General features: G+C 69.2%; 20 protein-coding genes and 1 pseudogene. 11 read left to right on the top strand and 10 right to left on the bottom strand.

Annotated elements, in window-relative coordinates:
* Positions 1–63 precede the first annotated feature (63 nt).
* Positions 64–837 (top strand): hypothetical protein, encoded by a 774-nt coding sequence (locus tag ACTIGN_RS33200; protein WP_439632090.1) that lies wholly within the window; start codon positions 64–66, stop codon positions 835–837.
* Here the strand turns inward: ACTIGN_RS33200 and ACTIGN_RS33195 are convergent.
* The 5 genes from ACTIGN_RS33195 to ppdK form a co-directional block, all read right to left on the bottom strand.
* Positions 834–1,763 (bottom strand): hypothetical protein, encoded by a 930-nt coding sequence (locus ACTIGN_RS33195; protein WP_439632088.1) that lies wholly within the window; start codon positions 1,761–1,763, stop codon positions 834–836. The two genes, ACTIGN_RS33200 and ACTIGN_RS33195, sit on opposite strands and share 4 nt — an antisense overlap.
* A complete protein-coding gene (locus tag ACTIGN_RS33190) occupies positions 1,739–2,587 on the bottom strand; it encodes a fatty acid desaturase family protein (RefSeq protein ID WP_439632086.1) in 849 nt (282 codons plus the stop codon). Before ACTIGN_RS33190 ends, ACTIGN_RS33195 begins: the two co-directional genes overlap by 25 nt.
* A 61-nt stretch (positions 2,588–2,648) precedes the next feature.
* The gene (locus ACTIGN_RS33185) at positions 2,649–3,392 is read right to left on the bottom strand and encodes a hypothetical protein (RefSeq protein ID WP_439632084.1); all 744 of its coding nucleotides are present in this window, start codon (positions 3,390–3,392) and stop codon (positions 2,649–2,651) included.
* Between the two features lie 59 nt (positions 3,393–3,451).
* Positions 3,452–4,078 (bottom strand): Uma2 family endonuclease, encoded by a 627-nt coding sequence (locus tag ACTIGN_RS33180; protein ID WP_439632082.1) that lies wholly within the window; start codon positions 4,076–4,078, stop codon positions 3,452–3,454.
* 88 nt (positions 4,079–4,166) lie between these two features.
* A complete protein-coding gene (ppdK, locus tag ACTIGN_RS33175) occupies positions 4,167–6,833 on the bottom strand; it encodes a pyruvate, phosphate dikinase (RefSeq protein WP_439632080.1) in 2,667 nt (888 codons plus the stop codon).
* 485 nt (positions 6,834–7,318) lie between these two features.
* Here ppdK and ACTIGN_RS33170 point away from each other — a divergent pair, with 485 nt between their 5' ends.
* The 4 genes from ACTIGN_RS33170 to ACTIGN_RS33155 all read left to right on the top strand — a co-directional run bounded on the left by ACTIGN_RS33170 (position 7,319) and on the right by ACTIGN_RS33155 (position 10,565).
* On the top strand, positions 7,319–8,308 hold the full coding sequence (locus ACTIGN_RS33170; protein WP_439632078.1) for a DUF1559 family PulG-like putative transporter: 990 nt from the start codon (positions 7,319–7,321) through the stop codon (positions 8,306–8,308).
* On the top strand, positions 8,305–8,682 hold the full coding sequence (locus ACTIGN_RS33165; protein ID WP_439632076.1) for a hypothetical protein: 378 nt from the start codon (positions 8,305–8,307) through the stop codon (positions 8,680–8,682). Before ACTIGN_RS33170 ends, ACTIGN_RS33165 begins: the two co-directional genes overlap by 4 nt.
* A gap of 554 nt (positions 8,683–9,236) precedes the next feature.
* Positions 9,237–9,902 carry a cupredoxin domain-containing protein gene (locus tag ACTIGN_RS33160; RefSeq protein ID WP_439632074.1) on the top strand — a complete coding sequence of 222 codons (666 nt, stop codon included), beginning with the start codon at positions 9,237–9,239 and terminating at the stop codon, positions 9,900–9,902.
* A gap of 174 nt (positions 9,903–10,076) precedes the next feature.
* Complete coding sequence (locus ACTIGN_RS33155) at positions 10,077–10,565, top strand: YciE/YciF ferroxidase family protein (RefSeq protein ID WP_439632072.1); 489 nt, start codon at positions 10,077–10,079, stop codon at positions 10,563–10,565.
* 172 nt (positions 10,566–10,737) lie between these two features.
* Here ACTIGN_RS33155 and ACTIGN_RS33150 read toward each other — a convergent pair whose 3' ends face one another.
* The 3 genes from ACTIGN_RS33150 to ACTIGN_RS33140 all read right to left on the bottom strand — a co-directional run bounded on the left by ACTIGN_RS33150 (position 10,738) and on the right by ACTIGN_RS33140 (position 13,465).
* A complete protein-coding gene (locus ACTIGN_RS33150) occupies positions 10,738–11,640 on the bottom strand; it encodes an SDR family oxidoreductase (protein WP_439632070.1) in 903 nt (300 codons plus the stop codon).
* A gap of 99 nt (positions 11,641–11,739) precedes the next feature.
* Positions 11,740–12,405 carry a redox-sensing transcriptional repressor Rex gene (locus ACTIGN_RS33145; protein WP_439632068.1) on the bottom strand — a complete coding sequence of 222 codons (666 nt, stop codon included), beginning with the start codon at positions 12,403–12,405 and terminating at the stop codon, positions 11,740–11,742.
* 70 nt (positions 12,406–12,475) lie between these two features.
* Positions 12,476–13,465, bottom strand: coding sequence for a DUF1573 domain-containing protein (locus ACTIGN_RS33140; protein ID WP_439632066.1), 990 nt, complete (start codon positions 13,463–13,465; stop codon positions 12,476–12,478).
* Positions 13,466–13,668: 203 nt separating this feature from the next.
* On the opposite strand from ACTIGN_RS33140, the gene ACTIGN_RS33135 reads away from it, so the two are divergent.
* Entirely contained in the window at positions 13,669–15,078 is a 1,410-nt protein-coding gene (locus ACTIGN_RS33135; RefSeq protein WP_439632064.1) for a hypothetical protein, read from the top strand.
* Between the two features lie 175 nt (positions 15,079–15,253).
* Here the strand turns inward: ACTIGN_RS33135 and ACTIGN_RS33130 are convergent, their stop codons facing one another.
* A complete protein-coding gene (locus tag ACTIGN_RS33130) occupies positions 15,254–16,600 on the bottom strand; it encodes a PhoPQ-activated pathogenicity-related family protein (protein WP_439632062.1) in 1,347 nt (448 codons plus the stop codon).
* Positions 16,597–17,385 (bottom strand): alpha/beta hydrolase, encoded by a 789-nt coding sequence (locus ACTIGN_RS33125; RefSeq protein ID WP_439632060.1) that lies wholly within the window; start codon positions 17,383–17,385, stop codon positions 16,597–16,599. Before ACTIGN_RS33125 ends, ACTIGN_RS33130 begins: the two co-directional genes overlap by 4 nt.
* 320 nt (positions 17,386–17,705) lie before the next feature.
* Here ACTIGN_RS33125 and ACTIGN_RS33120 point away from each other — a divergent pair, with 320 nt between their 5' ends.
* From ACTIGN_RS33120 to ACTIGN_RS33100, 5 genes and pseudogenes are all read left to right on the top strand, one after another.
* Positions 17,706–17,888, top strand: a complete 183-nt coding sequence (locus tag ACTIGN_RS33120; RefSeq protein WP_439632058.1) for a hypothetical protein — start codon at positions 17,706–17,708, stop codon at positions 17,886–17,888.
* A gap of 102 nt (positions 17,889–17,990) precedes the next feature.
* Positions 17,991–18,416, top strand: a complete 426-nt coding sequence (locus ACTIGN_RS33115) for a hypothetical protein (RefSeq protein WP_144949655.1) — start codon at positions 17,991–17,993, stop codon at positions 18,414–18,416.
* A gap of 97 nt (positions 18,417–18,513) precedes the next feature.
* A pseudogene (locus ACTIGN_RS33110) lies at positions 18,514–19,344 on the top strand (HesA/MoeB/ThiF family protein); the annotation flags it as partial.
* On the top strand, positions 19,304–20,518 hold the full coding sequence (locus tag ACTIGN_RS33105) for a hypothetical protein (RefSeq protein ID WP_439632056.1): 1,215 nt from the start codon (positions 19,304–19,306) through the stop codon (positions 20,516–20,518). The pseudogene ACTIGN_RS33110 and the gene ACTIGN_RS33105, both read left to right, overlap by 41 nt.
* A gap of 75 nt (positions 20,519–20,593) precedes the next feature.
* Entirely contained in the window at positions 20,594–22,714 is a 2,121-nt protein-coding gene (locus ACTIGN_RS33100; RefSeq protein ID WP_439632054.1) for a S46 family peptidase, read from the top strand.
* Positions 22,715–22,745 lie beyond the last annotated feature (31 nt).

Raw genomic sequence — 22,745 nt, 5'->3', positions numbered from 1 at the left:
GCGGTGCCGCTCGTCTTTTCAGCCCTCCCGCAACCCCCGCAAGTCCGGCTGCCGATCACAGTGATGGGGCTCATTCCCTCCGGCGGCCGCGGCATGCACCTGATCGCTCCCGACGTCCTCGCCGAAGCTCGCGGCCTCACGCAGGCCGCGGCGGGGTCGCTGTGCGTGCTGGGCGTCGCGCTGTGGCTGTTCGGGTGGCGGTGGCACCGGTTCTGGATCGTCGCCGGGGTCACACTTGGGGCCGGGCTGTTCGGGCTGCACGCCGGCCGCTTCGTGGGCGGCCCGCAACTCCTTACCGTAGGCGTGCTGCTCGCCGTTTCCGCCGGGATGCTGGCGCTCGAACTCGCCCGCGTGGTCGCGTTCGCGGTCGCGGGGTGTGCGGCGTGGCTGGGCGCGCTGTGGGTGTTCCCGCAGGCGCAGGAACTATGGGCGGTGTTCCTCTCGGGCGGGCTGTTCGGGCTGATCCTGTACCGCGTCTGGACCATGCTCCTGACGAGCCTCGCCGGCGCGTGGCTCGCCGGGCACACGGGCCTGCTCCTGCTCGAACCGCTCCTCCCGTTGGACGCCGTCGCGTGGGTCGCCGCCCACCAGGCCGCAGTAAACGGCGGCGCGATAGCGAGCGTCGTCCTGGGGGTCTTGCTCCAGGCGCTACTCACCCGTGGCGACAAGGCGTCTGCCGGGTCCGGTGCCGAGAAGACGGGGAAGCCGGCCGAGAAGCCAAAGGAGAAGCAGGACGAGCCGAAGCCGGCCGAGCCGAGGGCCGAGAAGCCGCAGCCGAAGCCGGCCCCGCCGACGAACTGGTGGGACAAGCTCGTCCACCCGCGGAAGGCCGGTTAGGGCGTGCGGGCGGCCGCCACGCGACACAGTCCCCAGGCGTACAGACCCGCGCCCGCCAGGGCGGGCGTCAGGTGCCAGAGGTCGTCGTACCCGATCGCCGGGTGAACGAGGATCGCGGCCCCGAACCCGGCGGCCCCCGCGACGGCCAGCGCTTCCCGCGCGGCCCGCTCCATCGCCGAATTCCACGCAACACCCGCCAACAGGACCCCGCAGCAGCACACCGCCCCGCCGAACCCGGCGCGGTCGTGCGCGATCAGCGGCACGAGCCGCCCACTCAGCGCGTCGAGTTCCTCGCGGGTGACCGCCAGGAACGCGAGGTCTTCCGGGACGAACACCCGCGTCATGCCGACGACGGCGATGGTCGCGCCGCCGCAGACCATTCCCGCGGCGACCAGCAGGAGCGCCACCCGTCCGGAGCACTCCCACGGCGGCCGGACTTGCCGGCTGCCGGCCGCCCAGTTCACGCGGCGGCGCGAGAGGCCCAACCCCGCGAGAAACAGCGGCGCGAGGGCGGCCGTCGCCGCGCCGTGCCAGGTGTCGAGGTAGCCGTACCCAAGGTAAGTGAGGAAGCTCGCGAACCCGACGGCCCCACTCGCCGCCGTCACCTGCCACGCCCACCACTCGCCGCGGCTCATCGGCCCGAGCGCGAGCCACACGTACACGACGCCGACGGCAACGAGTGCCCCGCCGAACGCCACGCGGTCGTGAACCATGAAGTGAACGACCCGGCACCCGTGGACCGCACACAGGCTCTGCGGGGTCATTCCGAGGAACGCGACGTCGTGCGGGAGGAACTCGCAGCGGGCCGCGACGAACACGGCGAACGCCCCCGCGAACGCCAGCACCAGGCCGCTCACGGCCAGGAGCGGTCGCCCGTCGCCCACGAGCACCCGGGCCAGGCTCAAGTCGTCCGAGGTGTCGCGCACGCCGCGCCTCCGGGTCCGGTGCCAATACGGACGACCGGCACGCCCTGGCAGTCGAGGTACGGGTCGAGGCGGCGCGCGAGTTCGGGCCAGTTCTGGTGCGGGACGGCCGGGTACAGGTGGTGCTCCAGGTGGTACAGGTGGTCGAGCGCCACGAGCCGGGCGAGGCGGCCCCGGAACCGCCGGGTCTGGAACAGCTCTGTCCCGCCCCGCGGCGAGTGCGGAACGTAAGCGGTGACCACCGGCACGACCCAGGTGCCGAGGTACGCGAGACCGACGTACACCGCGGGCAGGACGGTCCACCCCGCGACCGCAGCGGTCGCCGCCGCTCCCGCGAAGAGTGCGATCGCCCCGGCCTCGGCGAGCAGGCGCGGCCGGTGACGGGGGTACCGCCGGGCGGCCCAGAGCCAGAGGCCGGCGAAGAAGAACGGGCCGCCGCACACGGCCTGCCAAAGCGTTCCGTGCGCGCCGGCCGCCTCGGGGTCGTCGTGCGGGTCGGGGTAGCGGGTGTGGTGGTTCAAGTGGGCGAGTCGGTACGCCCGACCGCTGCGGAGCAGGAGCAACTCGATCGCGGTCAACAACGCGTCGTTCACGCTCCTCGGCAAGCGGTAGCAGCGGTGAACGAGGTCGTGCGAGACGGACCCGTAGGTCACGAAGCTGAGGGCGACCACGCACCCGACCGCCGGGAGCCAGAGCCCGAGCGACGCGAACGCGAAGTACGCTCCGGCGAGCAGGAACGGCAACACTAGCGCTGCAACTACCCGGCCGCGACCCACACGGGTCAGGTCGCGGCCCAGTTCTGCGAGGCTCGGTCGGGGTGGTGTCACGGCGGCCTCCGGTCACAGGCGGTCACTCCGTTACCCGCAAACGGTCGGCCGGATTAACGCGTCAGCTCAGGATGCCGACGTCCTTGTTCTCGAACACGCCGCGCATTAGCTTGCGGTAGATGTGGCCGTTCGGGTCCACGATGCCCTGCGTCTCCTTCACCTTCACACTCGTGTCGGCCAGCCCCGGCGACTCCTCCCAGCCCATCGGCGCCTCGGGCACCTGGCAGAACAGGGCGTGGTCGAAGTTGGCTTTCGCGGGCACCATGCCGTCGTGGATGTGGAGCGTCGGGAGGAACAGGATCTTCTTGTCGTCCCGCGGGAACTCGAACGCCATCGGGTGGACCTTCTGCTCGCCCTTCTCGGGCTTCTTGAGCTTGAACACGGCGAACCCGAAGTCGGCGTACTGCGGGAGCTTGTCCCACACCGCGGCGGGGAGCCGGAACTGCTTGTCGAGCTTCTCGAACGCCTTGACCGACGGCACGAACGACGCGACGTACTTGCCGACCTCGACCACCGCGAGCGGCTTGTCGTCCTTCTTCCCGCGGGTCGGAGTGTCGGAGGCTGTCACGGTGGCCGGGAACGCGGCGTTCACGTCGTCGAAGAACGTCTCGTACTTCTCGAGGTTGATGAACTTGACCGCGTCCTCGGCCGAGTCCTTCGGGGTCGGGATCGGGAGGATCATGGCCAGGTCCTCGCCGGCCTTGAACGTCATGCTGTAGACCAGGAACTGCCGCCCGTCCCGGGACGCGCGGGCGAAGATGTTCGTGTCGGAAACGGACTCGACCTTGCCGGAGAAGCAGCACATACGAGGAACCTCGGTTGGAGACGTGTGACACCCAGATTATCGCGGCCGGCGGAAGGGAGTCAAAGCGCCGTTACTGGGATCAGGTCGGCGACCGGGAGCGTGGCGACCGCGACCCCGTCGAGCACGACCGGAACCGCGTCGCCGGTGCCATAGTCGGTGCGGGTCCGGTACACCGGCGGGTTCGCGGCCGGGTCGGGGTCGGTGTACACCTCGACCCGCCGGTCCGGGATGTTGACGATCCAGTACACCGGGATGCCGGCGCGTGTGTACAAGTTGGCTTTGGGTCCGCGGTCGAGGGCGAGCGACGAGTCCGCGACTTCAACGAGGATGCCGAAGTCGGTGCCGGTCGGGTGCCGGAGGTCGTAGGTCCGGCGGTAGCCGCGGACCAGGACGGCGTCCGGTTCCGGCTCACTGTTCGAGAGGGTGACGGGGAGCTGGGCGCGCACCCGCCACCCCGTCGGCTTGACGCGGTTGAGGTCTTCCGTGAGGCGATCCACGGTCGATCCGTGCGGCGTGTTCTGGGGCAGCTTGTTCACCAGATAGCCGTCGAGGAGTTCGACCCGGTCGTCGGTCGTCAGCGTGTTGTTCCGGATCATCTCGTGGTACTGGTCAACCGTGAGGCGAAAGAACCCCGCGGCCGCGTACAGCGGGCTCGGGCTCGTCGGCGGGCTCTGGGCCGGGGTCATGGTCACCTCCGCCACCAGTTAATCACAACACTCGCGCGTGAGAAAGCCCACCCCGTGGGCGGGGTGGGCTTCGTGCGGCTCAGTCAACTCACTTGTCGCGGACGGTGTCGCCGAGGGCGGCCTGGGCCGCCGCGAGCCGGGCGATGGGCACCCGGAACGGCGAGCAGCTCACGTAGTCCATCCCGATCTTGTGGCAGAACACCACGCTGTCCGGGTCGCCGCCGTGCTCGCCGCATATGCCGATCTTCAGGTGCGAGCCGTGCTTCGCCTTGCGGCTGTCGCGGCCCTTCTGGATGCCCAGCTTCATTAGCTCGCCGACGCCGTTGAAGTCGATCGTCTGGAACGGGTCGATCGGCAGGATCTTGTTGCCCAGGTACGTCGGCATGAAGCCCTTGATGTCGTCCCGACTGAACCCGAACGTCATCTGGGTCAGGTCGTTCGTCCCGAAGCTGAAGAACTCGGCCTCCTCGGCGATCTTGTCCGCGGCCACGCAGGCCCGCGGCAGTTCGATCATCGTGCCGATCTGGTACTCGACCTTCACGCCGTGCTTCTTGATCGCCTCCTCGGCCACCGCGATGGCCTGGGTCTTGAGGATCGAGAGCTCCTCGACCACGCCCACGAGCGGGATCATGATCTCGGGGAACACCTTCTTGCCGGACTTCTGCACCTCGATGGCGGCCTCGATGATGGCCCGCACCTGCATCTCGCCGATTTCCGGGAAGACCAGGGGCAGGCGGCAGCCGCGGAACCCCATCATCGGGTTCATTTCGTGCAGCTCTTCGACCCGCTCGAAGATCTTCTCGACGCTCACGCCGATCTGCTTGGCCACGGCCTCGGCCCCGGCCCGGTTGTCCTTCTGGGGGAGGAACTCGTGCAGCGGCGGGTCGAGCAGGCGGATAGTCACGGGCAGCCCGTCCATCGCCTCGAAGATGCCGACGAAGTCCTTCTTCTGGAAGGGCTCGATCTTGGCGAGCGCCTTCCTGCGCCCCTCGACGCTCTCGGCGAGGATCATCTCCCGCACCGCGGCGATGCGGTCGTCGCCGAAGAACATGTGCTCGGTGCGGCACAGGCCGATGCCCTCGGCACCGAACTCGCGGGCCTTGGTCGCGTCGGCCGGGCTGTCGGCGTTCGTGCGGATCTTCAACTTGCGGCTCTTGTCGGCCCACGTCATCAGCGTGGAGAAGTCGCCGGTCATGCTCGGGTTGATCGTCTCGACCTTGCCGATCATCACGTCGCCGGTGGTGCCGTTGATCGTGATGTAGTCCCCGGCCTTCACCGACTTCCCGGCGATGGTGATCGTCTGGCTCTTCTCGTCGATCTTGACGTCGTCGCACCCGACCACGCACGGCTTGCCCCAGCCGCGGGCGACCACGGCCGCGTGGCTGGCCTTGCCGCCAGTGCTGGTCAGAATGCCCTTGGCGGCGTGCATGCCGGCCACGTCCTCGGGGCTGGTTTCCTTCCGCACGAGGATCAGCTTCACCGCCGGGTCCTTCTCGTGCAGGGCCTTGGCTTCGGCCGAGTCGAGGACGACCATGCCGGTCGCGCCGCCGGGGCTCGCCGCGATCCCCTGGGCGACCGGCTTGACCTTCGACTTCGGGTCGAGCTGCGGCTGCAGCAGGTGGTTGAGCGAGTCCGGGGCGACCCGCTTCACCGCGGTCTTCTCGTCGATCTTCCCTTCCTTGACCATCTCGACGGCGATGCGGACGGCCGCGGTGCCGGTCCGCTTGCCGGTGCGGGTCTGGAGCATGTACAGGACGCCGTCCTGCACCGTGAACTCGATGTCCTGCATCTCCTTGTAGTGCTGCTCGAGCGCCTCGCGGATCTCGCAGAGTTGCTTGTACACCTTCGGCATCTCGTCGTTGAGCTTCGAGATGGGCTCCGGGGTGCGGATGCCGGCGACCACGTCCTCGCCCTGGGCGTTGATGAGGTAGTCGCCGTAGAACACGTTCTCGCCGGTGTTCGGGTCGCGGGTGAACGCGACGCCGGTGCCCGAGCCGGTCCCCATGTTGCCGAAGACCATCGCCTGCACGTTGACCGCCGTGCCCTTCAGCCCGGTGATCCGCTCGATGCGGCGGTACTCGATCGCCTTGTTGCCGTTCCACGAGTTGAACACGGCGTTGATGGCGAGGTAGAGCTGCTTCTTCGGGTCCTGCGGGAAGTCCTCGCCGACGTTCTTCTTGTAGACGGCCTTGTACCGCTTCACAAGTTCCTTGAGGTCGTCGGCGCTCAGGTCGGTGTCGAGCGCGGCCTTCTTCTCGTGCTTGAGCGAGTGGATCTCGTGCTCGAACGCCTCGTGCTCGCACCCCATGGCGGTGCTGCCGAACATGTCGATGAGGCGGCGGTAGCTGTCGTAGGCGAACCGCGGGTTCCCGGTCTTCTTGGCGAGGCCCTCGACGCTCGCGTCGCTGAGGCCGAGGTTCAGGATGGTGTTCATCATCCCGGGCATCGACAGGGCCGCACCCGAGCGCACCGAGACGAGCAACGGGTCGCTGGTGTCGCCGAACTTCTTGCCGAAGGTGGCCTCGACCTTCGCTAGGGCGGCGTCGATCTCGGGGACCGCCGCCTCGGGGATCTTCTTCCCCTGCTCGTAGTAGGCCGCGCACACCTCGGTGGTGATGGTGAACCCGGGAGGAACCGGGATGCCGATCTTGCACATCTCAGCGAGGTTGGCCCCCTTGCCGCCGAGGAGTTCCTTTTGCTTCCCGTCGCCGTCGGCCGTCTTGCCGCCAAAGAAGTAGACGTGCTTCGCGCTCATGTTCACCCGTGTGGATAGGGAGGTACGCCGCAGGGGGGCGGCAACATTCCAAGTTGTTTTTACGGATGTCGGCCGGGTGCGGCAAAGGCGATGGTGCGGAACGAGCGTCGCGCCGGAAATCGCGGCCGGCCCGGGTCAACGGGAGCCTCCCCGGCCCCAACGGTTCCGACGGGGCTCGCTGCCCTGCGTGAACGTCGATCGGTCAGGGCCGCGGCCACGCCGCCCGCCGCGCAGTGGGGCGAGTGCTGCGGGAAACTGCAGTCGGTCCCGCGTCCCCACAAGTCGCCGGATTCCAGGAGCGGGCCGGCCCTGTCGGTCGCGTCCGATGATCGCGCCGAGGCGATCAACTCCAAACGCAGTCACCTCCCCCATCGACTCCTGTGAAGTTCCCGGCACCCGTCGCTGCATAAAAACGATATTAAACTTCCGGGAAACGTTACTAGTTTGCGCTATATTTGAAGCTGTTTCATTCCGTAGGGGGATAAATGGCGAACAAGGTCAAAACAGTGATCGGGGCGCGCCGCGGGTTCACACTCATCGAGTTGCTGGTCGTGATCGCGATCATCGCGGTCCTCATTGGTCTGCTGCTCCCGGCCGTTCAGAAGGTCCGGGCCGCCGCGGCACGCACGAAGTGCCAAAACAATATGAAGCAAGTGGCTCTGGGCCTCCACGTCTACCACGACAGCAAGGGTAGCTTCCCCGCTGCCACCACGGTCATTCCGGCCTTGCCCGAGCTTCCCGCACCGCACACCAAAGGCGGGACGCGACGTGCCCCCTGGCCAGTGCTCGTACTGCCTTACATCGGTCAAGAGTCCCTGTACACGCAGTTCAACACGGCCACCGGAACTTATAACGGTACGTGGACGTTGTTCACGGGCGGCTCCGAGAGAGACAAGCAGTACAATAATCGAGTGACGCAGCTGGAGTGCCCGGCTGACCCCAACAGCACCGAGGTGAACAATCAGTCGAACTACTTCGCGGTTCTCGGCGGTGGGGCGATCCCCGCTGCGCCGTATCCGAAGACCTGTGACAACAGCATCTGTCACCCCGGGAACATTGACAGCCGGCAACGGTGGACCGGGGACAATGGTGTTCTTCACATCAACTCGAGGACCAGGCTCACCGACGTTAACGACGGGACCAGCAACGTGTTTCTGTTGGGCGAGTCCAAGTACATGCAACTGCGGAGCGGCTACGCGAGCTACCACGCGACCTGGGCGAGCGCGCACTACAACGACGGGAACGGATCCTATTACCCCTGTGGTGCGATCGCCGCGAACGCACCGAACGGCAGTTCCTGCAACGTGGCGACCAGTAATTGCATTGGAGTTCAGACGCTCTATTTCGGCAGCCACCACCCCGGCGGGGCGATGTTTGTTATGGTGGACGGGTCGGTGCAGTTCATCCAGAACAATATTCAGCTCAGTATCTTCCGGTCCCTGGGTGCGATGCGAGACGGAGGCACCCTGCCATGATTCGATTGCTCCTCCCGCTCCTGTTTGGGATCGTCGCGCTCGGCTGCGGAAACCCCAATGGCCGGGTTCCGCTCTCCGGGGCCGTTCTGTACAAGGGCAAGCCCATACCCCGTGGGACGATCATGTTCGATCCCGATGAGAGTAAGGGAAACATGTCCGGGTACCAGGGCTCGGCAGACATTGTCGATGGCCGGTACGCGACGCTCAACGACTTCGGGCCGCAAAAGGGTGCCTACATTGCCCGGATCAACGGCTACGACGGGAAGGCGACACCCGAGTTGCCACTTGGTGATGCGCTCTTCACCGAGGCCCGTATTCCCGTCGTGATCGAATCGGGACAGCCCCTCGATCTCGCCGTGCCTGCAACCAACTGAACGCGGAGAGTGCCTTCGCGCGAGACTGCCCTCCGGGTTCGCCGGGGGGTTATCGCTCTCCTCCCGCACTGCTCCGGGTCAGTGACTCCTCCTCGTCACCGCCCCACTCCAATTGAAGTGGTCGGACCGCGGCTCCGGGAGGTCGCGAACTCTCCTGCGCACAAATCTGTTGGTGCGTTGCCGAGTCGGCGCCTTGCATCCGGCGTTCCGCTTCGCTCCGAAAGTTCCCCGGAATCAACATGTCCTGACAAACTCTCCTGACAAACCCATTGAAGACACCCCACTTCGGAATCTCCCGTCCAGGCCCGTGTCTCCGTTTCGTGATCCTCGGGCCCGCCGGGTCCGACCGGCGCAGGGTTTGCAGGTCACCGCCACCGCGCCGAACACCACCGGCGGTTGTGCAAGTGGCCGAGAACCGAACTCGGTTGGTTGCTGGCCCCGAGCCACTCGCGGCCAGCGGATCGCCCTCCCCAACGTGGGGACGGGTCGGTGGGCCCCCGAGGGTGCGTACCCCCGGGCGCTCGCAACGTGTGACACCAGGAAGGACACCAGACATGCGCAAGTTCACCGCTCCCCTTGCCCTCTCCCTCGCGGCCCTCACCGTCCTGTGCGTCTTCGCGGAGACCGCGGACGCGGGGCTCCGCAAGCGGAAGCGCCGCGGCAACGATTGCGACGCGTGCGCCGTGCCCGTCGCCGTCGCCCCGGCGTGCAACACCTGTGGCCCGGCCGGCTACGGGGGCATGCCGATGGCCATGCCGGTCGCGTACGCTCCGGCCCCGTGCGGCGGGTGCCCGCAAGCGTACAACGCGTACCAGGGCGGATACCAGGGTGGGTACCAGACAATGGGTACCCAGATGGGCACCCAAATGGGCACCCAGTCGTTCTACCAGCCGAACAGCGTGACCCCGGCTGGCGGCAACATCCCCGCGGCCAACGTGCCGAACGTCCTGCCGGCCAACGCGACCGAGGTGCGGGTGCGGTTGACCGACACCGCCGCGGAGCCGGCCAGCCTGACCGTTGCCCCGGGCACCACGGTCCGGTTCGTGAACGAGAGCAAGGCCGCGCACACGGTCGCGTCGTCGAAGGGCGACTGGACGTCGAACGAACTGGCCCCGGGCCAGGAGTTCACCGCCACGTTCACGCAGCCCGGCACGTTCGAGTACCACTGCGGCACCACGAAGGACGTCAAGGCGATGAAGGGCACGATCGTCGTGAAGTGACCCGACCCAGTTCCGGCGGCCCCGGGGCGTTTCGGGGGGCACGGTGGCGGGTCGGAGCTTGCCGCAAAACCGCCCGCTCGCGGCCCGCCGGCACCCGCGCTGCACGCCCGTCGGTTCACGGGCCGCCCCGCCCGGCGGCCCGATCCGCCCGCACCCGCACCCAGGAGTTCCGACATGGCGAAGACCCTCACCGACCTCTTCTACGACCAGCTCCAGGACGCCTACAGTGCCGAGACGCAGCTCACCAAAGCGCTGCCCAAGATGGCCTCGGCCGCGGGGGCCCAGGACCTCCGCGCCGGGTTCGAGCAGCACCTCGCGGAAACGAAGAACCAGCTCGAGCGGCTCGAGCGGGTGTTCGAGCAGGTCGGGTGCAAGAACGCGTCGAACACCTGCGAAGCGATGGAGGGGCTGATCGAGGAAGGGGAGGAGATCATGGGCCTGGGGCTCGACGCGGACGCACAGGACGCGGGCCTGATCGCGGCCGCTCAGAAGGTCGAACACTACGAGATCGCCCTGTACGGGACGCTGTGCGCGTTCGCCAAGCAACTCGGCCACGCCGACGCGGCCCGCATCCTCCACGAGACCCTCGAAGAGGAGCGCCGCACCGACGCGAAACTGACGCAGCTCGCCGAACGCGGGATCAACCAGTCGGCCAGGGCCTGAGACCGGATCCAGGAGTCCAACCGTTCGAGGGTGAGGTTCCAGGCGCCAGTCCGCCGCGCCTGGACCTCGAAGCGTTGAAGCGTTGGACTCGAACCACTGGTACCGAACGGACCGGGGGCACGGACGTGGGTCCGCGCCCCCAAAACTTCCATGGCCCCCGACCCGCCACGCGTCACGTGGTCTGGTCGCCGTGGGTGTGACCCGCCGCACCGACCTGCTCGCTCGCCCGGTGGAGCGCCCCGTCGGGGTTGCGGGGCGGTTCGTCGGTCGCCAGGTCGGCGATCCGGGCCGCCGCCAGCTTGTCACCCAGACTCGGGAGGATCTTCGCCACCGTGGTGTTCAGAACCGAAGTGACCCCGACCTTCTTCTCGCGCGTCGGGGTGACGGCCGCGGCGAGGATGGCTCCGGCCACGTCCTTCGGCTCGATCTGCGGGTTGGGCAGCTTCGGCTCCTTGTCCATCTCGTTGAGCGCGTGCTGCGGGAACGGCGTGTCCACCGCGGTCGGCTGGATCAGCGTGACCGCCACCGGCAGCTTGTCCACGTTCTCCACCTCGACCCGCAGCACGTCCACGTACCCCTTGATGGCGTGCTTGCTGGCGACGTACATCGCCATGAGGGGGGACGCGGCGTCGGACACCTCGCTGCCGACGGTGATGAGCGCACCGCCGTTCTGCTTGAGGTGGGGCAGGGCGGCCAGGCACCCGTTCACGGCGCCCCAGAAGTTGACGTCGAACACGCGGCGGGCGTCGGCCTCGGTCCCCTCGTCGGCCCGAGCGTACACGCCGATCCCGGCGTTGTTCACCCAGGTGTCGATCCGCCCGAACCGGGCGACCGCGGCCGCGGCGACGGCGGCCACCTGGGCGCGGTCGGCCACGTCGCACGGAACGGCGATTGCTTTGCCGCCCCCCGCGGTGATAGTGTTCACTACGTCCTGGAGGGTGTGCTCGCTGCGGGCCGCGAGGACGAGGGACGCGCCCTCCTTGGCCGCCGCTTCCGCGGTCGCCAGGCCGATGCCCGACGACGCGCCGGTAATGACCACGACCTGGTCGGAGAGCTTCTTCAACTTGGTTGCCACGACTTCCCCCTGATTGAACCGGGCGAGGTGCCACGGAGGGGGGTGCAAAGTGTGAGCCGCGGGCCGGGCGCCCGGGGATGTCCCGACCCGCAGCTCGCATCAGTCGTCGGTGGCCTTGGCGTTGTCCCCGTGCTGGACGAGGAAGGCGAGTTGTTCGAGCTGGATGGACAGGTCGACGGTGACGAGGCGGACGCCGGGCGGGAGCCGCAACACCACCGGCGCGAAGTTCAAAATGCCGCGGACGCCGGCGGCCGCGAGCACGTCGGCCACGCCCTGGGCGACCTCGCCGGGGACCGTGAGGACCCCGAGTTCGGCCCCGAGTTCGGCGGCCCGCGCGCCGAGCCCGCCGGTCGCCTCGACCGTGAGGTGCTCGACCGCGTGCCCGACCTTCGACGGGTCCGTGTCGAACAGCCCGACGATCTCGAACCCCTGCGTGCGGAACCCCTGGTAGCGGAGCAGCGCGCGGGCCAGGTTGCCGACGCCGATGAGCACGGCCCGCCAGGTGCGGTTGATGCCGAGGGCGGCGCGGATCGCGGTGGCCAGTTCGCGGGCCTCGTACCCGATCCCCCGCTGGCCTAGGTGCCCGAGGGCCGCGAGGTCGCGGCGCACCTGGGCGTCGCTGACCCCCACGGCCGCGGCGATCCGCCCGCTCGACACCTTGCCCCCGTCCGCGGGCCAGTTCGACACGCACCGCAGGTACAGACTCAGGCGGTGCGCGGCCGCGCGGGACAGCCGCGACTCGGGGTTGGCAGACGGCTCACCCAACGGATAACTCCCTGCACGAAGGGCCGGCGCGAATCACGACCAGTTTACCTTGCTTCCGCGGCGCGCACCTTCACTTTTTCGCGGCGGACCAGCCCACCGGAATCGCCACCTCGGCCCCCGCGGGCTCGGCCAGCCGCACCCGCACGGTTGCGGATCCGGCCTGCGCCGCCGCGGCTTCAGTGACCGTGACCCGGACCACGGCGACCGGCCCGGGGCCGGGCGAGAACTTCACGGCCACCCCGGGATGATCGGACTCGGCCCCCGCAACGGCCACCGGCTTTCCGTCGGCGGCGCGGAGTTGCACGAGCGTCGAGACCTCGGTCTGGCCCGCGGCGAATCGCACCGCCACGCTCGCCGGCGCGGCCGCCACCCCGCCCGCGGCCCGCTTCAGCACCCGAACCGGAACGCGCAACTCGGGGTACGCGGGGTCGTCGGTCACGAGCGTGACGACTTCGTCGGTGTGGCCCGCCGGCGCGTCGGCGGCGAGCCGCACGGTGACCTCCTGCGGCTTCCCGGCCGCCCGCGGCGCGACCTCGACCGCGAGGTGCGGGCTCGACGCGCCGGCTTTCAACACCGTCAGCGGCTTCGCGCGGCCGTCGGCGACGGTCACCGTCTGCGCCGCGCCGCCGGTCGTCGAGAACGCCACCTGCGGCGGGCTCACGACCACGTCGCGGCTCAGGGTCGCGGTGATTTCGAGGAGCAACTCGCCGGACTGCGGCGGCGCACCGGGTGCCTCGGTCCTGTACCCGACGGACACCTGCCAGCGGTTCGAGCCGTCGGGTTGGGTGAGCGTGTTGACGTCGATGGTGAGCTGCGCCTTCTCGCCGGGTTGCAGCACCGTGGCGGAGAGGACGCGACGCAGGCACCCGCAACTGGCCTCGACCTTCGTGACGGTGAGCGTGCCGGCCCCGGTGTGGGCCAACTCGAACGTGTGCGCGAGTTGGGGGCCGCCCTTCACGTCGCCCTTCGCGGCCGACGGGGTCGCACACCGGAGCGGAGCAGGGGCAGGGGCGGGCGGGTTCGCGACGCCGGCCGCCAGCACGAGAATGAGCGTGTTCATATAGCCCCGCCGCATACCCCGGCCGGGACCGGGAATCAATCCCGCGTTGAACGGAACGAGCCCCGCGGGGGTCCCGCCGTCCGGGGTCCGGGCCGCGGGGCCAGTTCGCCTTGTCCCGGTCCCCGGCCCCGCGTATACGGTGCCGACCCCGCGGCCGCCCGGAGTTCTCCGGTCGGGCCGCACCGGCAAAGGAATGCCACCACATGCTCTCTCGTCGCACCACCCTCGCGATCTGCACCGTCACGTTCCTTGTCGCCGCCGAACCGCAACCTGTCGAACGCGCCGCCCCCGTTCAGAAGGCCATGGCCGCCGCCCGGCAGTGCCTGAACGTCGGGATGTCGGCCGAGGCGGTGACCGCTCTCGAAGGCGAACTGCCCGCCGCGAACGGGGACAAGGTGTACCTGGCGCTGCTCCGCGAGGCGTACCTCGCCGAACTCTACCGGCTCGAAAAGGCCGACACCCCGGACGCAACGCGGCTCGGTCAGATTCGACGGAGCATCGCTCTGCTCGGCGGAGCGGCCCGGCCCGCTGTACCACCTGCCCCCGATGCCGCAACGCCCGCCGCGTCGACCCCGGACGCCGCCGAGGCGGTCGCCGCGTTCAAGAAGGGCGACTATGCGGGGGCCGAGAAGCTGTTCGCCAAGCTCGCGAACCCGACCGCCGACCAGAAGTCCGCATGGGCGTACTGCCGCATCAAGCTGGCCGCCGACCGCCTCAACGCCCCCGGCTGCACGCCCGCTTCCGCTGCCGCCGCTCTGGCCGATGCGTCCGAGGCCGTGCTGCTCGTCCCGCACCACCCCGAGTTGCAGAAGATCGGCGAGGCCGTCATCGCCGCCGCGACCGCTCGCCAGAAGAGCGCCGCTCCCGTCGTAGCGGTGGTCGCGGCTGGCGACGCGGTCGAGACCGACAGCTTCGTAGTGCGGTGCGTCGGGAACCGTGAACTGGCTGAGTCGGTCGCGAAGGTCGCCGAGGCGCAGCGGAAGGCGATCTTCGAGCGGTGGAGCGGGCCGCCGGCCGCGGCTTGGGCTCCGAAGTGCGAGATCGTCGTCCACGGGACCGCCGAGGTCTACTCCAAGGCCACCACCCGTCCCGCCGAGAGCACCGGCACCGCCGCCGTCCAGCTCGCCAGCGGCCGCGCCACCAGCCGCCGCATCGACCTGCGGGCCGACGACGGGTCAATCGCCTCGAACGCGCTGCCCCGCGAACTCACCCACGTCGTACTGGCCGACCTGTTCCCGGACCGCCCGCCGCCGAAGTGGGCCGCCGAGGGCATGGCGATCCTCGCCGGCACGCCCGAGGAGGCCGGCCGCTATCTCCGCACGCTCCCGCGGTGCGCCCGCGACGGCGACTGGCACGCCCTGGCCCAGCTCCTCGAAATGAAGGACTTCCCGGCGGAGAAGGTCACCGGGTTCTACTGCCAGAGCGTGTCGCTGACGGACCACCTGATTCGCGCCGCCGGCAACGAGCGGAACTTCACCATCTTTCTGCGGGACACCCACCGCTACGGCACCGCGTCGGCCCTCAAGCGCCAGTACGGGTTCGACTCGCCGCAAGCACTCGAAACCTCGTGGAAGCGCACCGCCCTGGAAACGGCGCGTGGGCAGGCTCCATGAGGTAGTGTCGAGCCACGGGGCTTGCCCCCGTGGTGCTTGGAAGCGCGGACGACCACGGGGGCAAGCCCCGTGGCTCGAAGTCGACTTCTCTTGAGCCACGGGGTTCAACCCCGTGGTGCTGTGCGCTTCAGAAGTCCACGGGGGCAAGCCCCGTGGCTCGAAAGAAACAACACACTCACTTCTTCGGCGCTTCAAGAATCCGCAGCGGCGTCGAGAGCGTGTAGGTCAGGTCTTCGAGCTGGAACTGCATTTCGACGAGCGTCGCCCGCAGGCCCGCCGCGGGGATGTCCACCTTGCACGCGCCGCTCGCACCCTTCAGGTCGAACCGCCGGTCCTCCCAGAACGACTTGCGGAAGTCGCGGGTGAGTGCGGTCGCCGAGAACACGCGGGCCGCGAGCGGCTTCACGTCGCACAGCAGGCTCACGTCGAGGCTCCCCGCCCCCGGCGGGACGACCATGTCGCAGTTCACCTTCGGCAGCGGCTTGTCGAACACCTGACTGCGGCAGAACGCGCACACGGTCGCGATCGTCCGCAGCGGGAGCTTCTCCTCCTTGCCGTCCTTGTCGCGCTCGCACAGGTGGTGACCGGCGTTCGGGACGTAGAGGATCCACTTGTCGCCCTTCAGCCCGTCCCAGTAGCTGTTCAGCGCGTCGAGCGGCCAGTACGGGTCGTTGGTCCCGCACACGATCAGCTTCGGCATCGTGAGCCGGTCGCGGTACGACCACGGGTCGATGATCTGCCACAGCCGGGCCGCGGCCGCGGTCCGCGGGATCGGCACCAGCTTTCGCTCGGCGTAGTCGCGGATCATCTCGCTCGGCTTACCGAACGCCTTCACCTGGTTGTCCATCTGCACCGCAATGTGGACGCTGTCGAACACCAGCGGCGCGATCGCCTTCACCCGCGGGTCGCCGGTCGCGGCGGTGAGCCACGCGGTCCAGCCCCGCTTGCTCGCGCCGGCGACGACGAAGTCCTTCACCTCGAACTTCCACTCCTGCTTCGCGAACGCCTGCAGCGCGTCCATCCCCCGCACGACGCTCTTGACCATCGGGAACAGGAGCGGCCACGAGCCGTCCTCGGTGTCGAGGTAGCGGACGAACGACTCGGCGATGAGCGCGTCCTCCTTCTTCCCGCCGTAGAGCGGCTGCTTGGGCACGCCGTAGAGGAACGCGACCGGGGCCCGCACCTGCCCGGCGATCATCAGGCCCAGGTCGGCGGCCTTGCCGCCGTCGGGCGCGTCGCCCTCGTTCCACAGTACCATCGTCGCCTGCGGCTTCACGCCCTTCGGCACCATGACGAGGATCTTGTGGTCCCACTTCGTGTCGTGCCACGTCTGCGAGACCATTTCGAGTTCGTAGACCGTGCCGAGGAACCGCTCGGTCGTGCCGACGAGCTTCCACGAGTACGAGGCGTCCGCCTTGCCAACGTAGTCGGTCAACTCGCGGGGAGCATCAGCGGGTTGGGGCGCCGCGGCCGCCGGGCCGGCGAGTGCGGCGAGCAGGAGGGGAGCGAGCAGGCGTGTCACGGGTGAGCCCCCGGCGGAGTCGGTGAAGAAGTCAGGCGCGCGAAGAACCGGCACGTTTCTGCGGCGATCTCGTCCTTGTAGGCCGTGAGCCGGTGGTCGCCGTCCTTGAAGACTCGCAGCTCGATTCCAGGGTACTTCGCGGCCCGGACGAAGTCCAAGCTGTCTTCCACCGGGACGATGTCGTCGGCGAGCCCGTGGAAGATGAGCAGCGGCTTGCCCCACGCCGCTGCGAGATCGTTCGGACGGAACCGGTCCCGTTCTTCAACCAGACCGTAACCCAGCTCGGTTTCCACCCACTCGTTCTTGAACGTGAGGCGGTCGGTGAGCCGCCACTGCTCGCGCTGCTCGGGCGTGAGCCGGTCCCACCGCCGCTGGAGGAACCCGAACGCCGGGGCGAGGAACACGCACCCGGTGACCGATCCCGCGTGAGCCAGGGTGAACCACGATGAGGCGAAACCGCCCATGCTCGACCCGACCAGCCCGAGCCGCGTGCGGCCGCGGTGCGCGAGGAAGTTCCGAACTGCCTGTAGGTCTTCGAGCAGGCCGCTCGCCCGCAGCTCGTGCATGTTCCCCGAGGACCGCCCGTGACCGCGGAAGTCGAACGACAGGAACGCCCACCCGCGGGCCGCGCACTCGGCCCGCAGCGCCGCGGCCTTCTCGCCGCCGCGGAAGCTGCCGAACCCGTGGACCCAGACGACCGCGAAGTCGGCCGCGGAGGTGCCGCCAACGGGCCAGAAGGTGCCCGAGACGGTGCCGCCGGGGACGACGAGAGCGAGGGGTTCCATGCGGTCCTCAAGATTCCACTGTGGCCCGCGGTTTGCACAATGTTGGGCGGGTCCGGACGTCGGAGTATCTCTTGTGCGGGGCGCGGTGCGAGTTATGATAGAGTCGGTTGGTGGCCGTGCGAATCCGACCGATCCGGCACCACGGACCGGCCCCTTCCGCAGACCTCTCCACTCTCGGTTGTACCCCGCCCGTGGCCCCGCGGGCACTCCGACAACCCCGCCGGCCGCAGAGGCAGTCTCGCGGTCGCACCTTACCCGAAGACACCTTCCGGGCGTCTCCCGCGCCTGGGTCACTTCCGTCTGCTGAGGAGGATCGTGCCATGGACTTCCGCCCGCTCGCCGAGGCCGAACGCCGCCAACTGCTCACCGCCCTGCGGGGCAACGCCGACCGCGGTATCGCACTGTTGCTCGACCGCCGGGACACCAGCTTCGCCGGCTCCGCCGACGAACTCCCGGACGAGCAGGTCATGACCGCCGTGAAGTCGGTGCCCAGCCACTACTGACCGAAACGCGGACTGCGGAGTTCGGAACGCGGAAGCGCCGCGACGCCGGCTGTGCCTCTGATTTTGATTCCGCGCTCCGCATTCCGAACTCCGCACACGAGCATGGGCCTTCTCGACACCGAGTCCGGCAAGCGGCGGCTGTTGGCCGTCGAGGTGCCGGCCATTGAAGCGTACAACGAGGGCCGCGACCCGGACTACCGCATCACGGTCGGCCGGGTCGGCGGCATCCTCGTCCTGTCCTACCGACTCAAGCCGTGCCACAACGTGTACCGGCTGGAGACGCGGATGCTCTCAAGCTACCCCGTAGTCCCGCCCGAGACCCGCGTCCTCACGCCGCTGAAGCACTGCCCGCACCTGCTGGAGGGGCAGAGCGTGTGCATGTGGCGGCAGGGCTCGACCCGGGCGAGCAGCCGCTGGGACCCCGCGCAGTTCACCTGCGTGTTCGCCGTCCTCGCCGCGTGGCGGTGGCTGGCGTGCTACGAGATCTGGCACGAGACCGGCGAGTGGCCGCTGCCGGAAGCCAAGTGACGCTCCGAGTTTCGAGTGCAACGCTTCACGTTGCAGACCGAGACTCCGGTGCGGTCGCGCGGGGGTTCAACTCAAAAGGGCGAACTCGAAACTCGAAACCATGTCCCGTGTTATCCAGGTCGGTGCCGGGAGCGGCGGCGTGGTGGTCCTCGACCACCTCGCCCGCGACCCCGGCGTCGCCCGCATCGCGCTCGTCGAGTTCGATGTCTACAAGGCCCACAACGTCTACCGCCACCTGTTCCCTGCGTCCGCCGTCGGCCGGTTGAAGGCCGACCTCGCGGCCGAGTGGGTCCGGGGGTTCCGCACCGATATCGAGGTCGAGACCGTCCCCGCCGACGTGACCGACCCGGCCCGGCAGGACGAGCTGGCGGCGCTGGCGGCAGGGTGCGACGTCGGCGTGTGTGCGGTCGACAACGAACCGGCCAAGTACGCCTTCGACGCCCTGATGCGGGGGGCCGGGAAGCCGTGGACGCTCGGCGAGGTGCTCAGCGGCGGGATCGGCGGGTGGGTCCACCGGTTCGTTCCCGGGGGGCCGTGCTACGGGTGCGTGGCGAGCTACTTGCAGCGGAACGTGGCGGAGGAGGGGGCCGCCCCGCCGCCCGACTACTCGAACCCCGGCGGCCCGATCGTCGAGACGACCGTGCCGGCGAACAAGGCGAGCATCGGGGTGATCGCCTCGCTCCACGCGGTGGCGACGCTGGAGGTGCTCGCGGCCGCCCGCGACACCGCGCGGTCGCCCTCGGAGCCCCCGCACACGTCGGTGCTGATGAGCCTGGCCCGCGTGCCCGGCGTGTTCGATGAGCCGTTCCGGTCCTACCGCTTCCGGGTCCCGCGGGCACCCGGGTGCCTGGTGTGCGGGTCCGCGTCCGTTCCACCGGGGGATCTCGATGTGGCGCTTGGTGAGGCGCTGGACCGACTGGGTTCTTGACGAACTGCTCCCCCTCGTCCGCACCCGCCGGAGCGGCTTCGTCGTCGAGGTCGGGTACGACTCGGGCGGCCGCACGCGAGTCGAGGTGCCCGTGCCGTGGGCGGCCGACGCGGCCGTCGTCGAGGTCGTGCTCCGGCTCCCGGTCGCGGCCCGCCGGAAGGTCGATTTCGCGCTTCAGTTCCCGAACGCCCCGCGGGTCGCGGCGGAGGGGCTCCGGGCCGAGGCCGGCGACCGCTTCCGCATCACCTTTCGGTTCCCCGTGCCGCCGACCAGCGCGATCGCCGAGTTGCAGTGGAAGCACCAGACGGTCGCGCCGGTCCCGGTCTCCGTTCTCACCGCGAACGAGTTCCTCGCCGGGCTGTCCGTGTCCGGGGCGACCGCTACCGTGCGGCTCGGCGAGCAGGCGGTTTCGGTCGCGGCGTTCGTCCCGAACGGGTGCAAGGGGCTCGTCGCGACGGCGGTGCTGGACTCGCTGTACCCGCTGGGCCCGCTCGGCGACCTGGGGCTGGCCATCGAGTTCACCAGCGAGCGGACCGGGCGCACCTTCACGACCCCCGTCCCGCTGACGGCGACCCAGCGGGCCGCCCGGCAGACGCTCGCGGTCGCCGTGTGCCCCCGGGCACCCCGCCGGCCGGGCGGGTGGCTGGTCCGGTGGAGGGCCGGCACCCGCGTCCTCGCCGCGGTGCGGGTCGAGGCGGTCCCCGCCCGGCGGTTCGAACTGGGCGTCCGGCTGCTCGACACCCGGTTCGCCGTCGCCGACGAGACCGGCGCGCTCCGGGTGGTGCGGCAGCCGCCGGCGCTGGGCCAGTACGGCCGCGTCGGGCCGTGCTTCCTGGTCGCCGGGGCCGAGCCCGGGGCCGCGGGGGTGTGCCGGTTCGCCGTGTTCGCCGTCCTCCCGGCCGCCGCGCAGGCGGTCCAACTCCTGGAAGAAGACGTCGTCGTCACCGACGCCCCGACCGTGTTCGCGCCCGGGCTCGTCGAGTCCGTCGATTTGCTGCGGATCTCCGCGTTCGAGCTGCGGCTCAACGGCCGCGTCCTCGGGACGGTGGCGCTCAGCCCGGTCCCGCACGCGACCCTCACCGCCGAGGGCGGGTTCAAGCCCCCGCAGGACTTCGAGTGGTCCGCGGCCGCCGAGGACGACCTGATGAAGCGGCTCGGGCGGCTCGGCGGGTAGGCTTTCCCGGTGCGGGGGGCTATAACGAAGAGCCGTTGGCGGCCGAGACGCCGCCGCACCTCGGAGGAGTTCCTCATGACCACGCGACTCCCTGCCCTCGCGGCCGGGGCCGCCCTGCTGGGCCTGCTCATGCGCACCGACACCGCCCCCGCCGACGAGGGGATGTGGCTGTTCAACAACCCGCCCCGCGCCCAGCTCAAGCAGCACCAGTTCGAGCCCACCGACAAGTGGCTCGACCACCTGCGGCTGTCGAGCGTGCGGTTCAACTCGGGCGGGTCCGGGAGCTTCGTCTCCAAGAACGGGCTGGTGATGACCAACCACCACGTCGCCGCCGGCGACCTGGAGAAGGTGTCCACGCCCGAGAAGAACTACCTCCGCGACGGGTTCATGGCGAAGACCCCCGACGACGAGATCAAGTGCAAGGGGCTGGAGCTGAACGTCCTCACCGGCATCAAGGACGTGACCGCCGAGGTCGAGAAGGCGGTGCCCGCGGGGACCGCCGGGGCCGAGTCGTTCGCGCTGCGGTCGAAGAAGATCGCCGAGCTGGAGAAGGCCGCCGCCGACCCCGAGAAGAACGTCCGGGCCGACGTGGTCACCCTGTACGCCGGTGGCCAGTACCACCTGTACACGTTCAAGAAGTACACCGACATCCGCATCGTGTTCGCGCCCGAGAAGCAGGTCGCGTTCTTCGGCGGCGACCCGGACAACTTCGAGTACCCCCGGTACGACCTCGACGTGTGCTTCTTCCGCGTCTGGGAGAACGGCAAGCCGGTCACGAGCGACAACTACCTGACGTGGAGCCCGAACGGGAGCAAGGACGGCGACCTCGTGTTCGTGTCCGGGCACCCGGGCCGCACGAACCGGGCGAACACGGTCGACGAGCTGAGGTACCTCCGCGACACCGGGTACCCGTACCTGCTCAACCGCCTGAACCGCCTCGAAGTGCTGCTCAACTCGTGGGGCGGGCGCAGCGAGCAGAACATGCAGCGCGCAGAGGAGGAGTTGTTCAGCATTCAAAACAGCCGCAAGGCGCGCATCGGCGGCCTCGCCGGGCTCATGGACCCGGCCCTGATGGGCCGCAAAGTCGCCGAGCAGGACCGGCTCAAGAAGTTCATCGAGTCGAGCACCGACGAGACGGTGAAGGCCGCGAAGAGCGCGTTCGACGCGGTCGCGAAGGCCGAGAAGGTCCGCGCCGAACTCATCAAGGACATGACGGTTCTGGAGAGCGCCGCCGGGTTCAACTCGTCGTCGTTCGGCATCGCCCGCACCCTCGCCCGCGCCGCCGCGGAACTGCCCAAGGACGGCGGCGAGCGGCTCCGCGAGTTCGCCGACGCCCGCATCCCTTCGCTGCGGTTCCAACTGCTCTCCGACGAGCCGATCCACGAGGACCTGGAAACCCTGAAGCTCGCCGACGGGCTCCAGTTCCTGGCCGTCACGCTCGGGCCGGACTCGGACCTCGTGAAGCAGGTGCTCGCCGGCAAGTCGCCGCGGGAGCGGGCCTACGAACTCGTCAGCGGCACCAAGGTCCGCGACCCGAAGTTCCGCGAGAAGGTGTTCGACGCGGTCGTTGCCGCGGCGAAGGACAAGAAGCCCGTGGACCCGGCCCTCCTCAAGGACCCGATGATCGAGCTGGCGCAGCTCGTGGACCCGGCGTCGCGGGCGCTGCGGAAGCGGTTCGAGAACGAGGTGGACGAGCCCAAGCGGCAGGCCCACGCGGCGCTGGCCAAGGCCAAGTTCGCGATGGACGGCGACAAGGTGTACCCGGACGCCACGTTCACGCTGCGGCTCGCGTTCGGCACCGTGAAGGGGTTCAAGGAGGACGGCAAGGAGGTGCCGCCGTACACGACGATCGACGGCCTGTACAAGCGGAGCGCCGAGCAGGGCAACAAGGGGCCGTTCGAGCTGCCGAAGCGGTGGGTCGAGCGGAAGAGCAAGCTCGACCTGAGCACCCCGTTCAACTTCGTCTGCACGGCCGACATCATCGGCGGCAACTCGGGCAGCCCGGTCGTGAACCGCGAGGGCGAGGTGGTCGGCCTCATCTTCGACGGCAACATCCAGTCGCTGGTGCTGGACTTCATCTACGACCAGGAGACGGCCCGCGCCGTGTCCGTCGACAGCCGCGCGATCGTCGAGGCGCTGCGGAAGGTGTACGACGCCAACGACCTCGCCGACGAGTTGACCGGCAAGAAGAAGTGAGCCATCGGCGGTCCCAGGGTTTGCACCCTGG

The organism is Gemmata sp., from assembly GCF_051859125.1.
Classification (GTDB): domain Bacteria; phylum Planctomycetota; class Planctomycetia; order Gemmatales; family Gemmataceae; genus Gemmata.
Note: the sequence above shows the minus strand (reverse complement) of the source record. Positions and strands in the feature narration are given on the sequence as shown.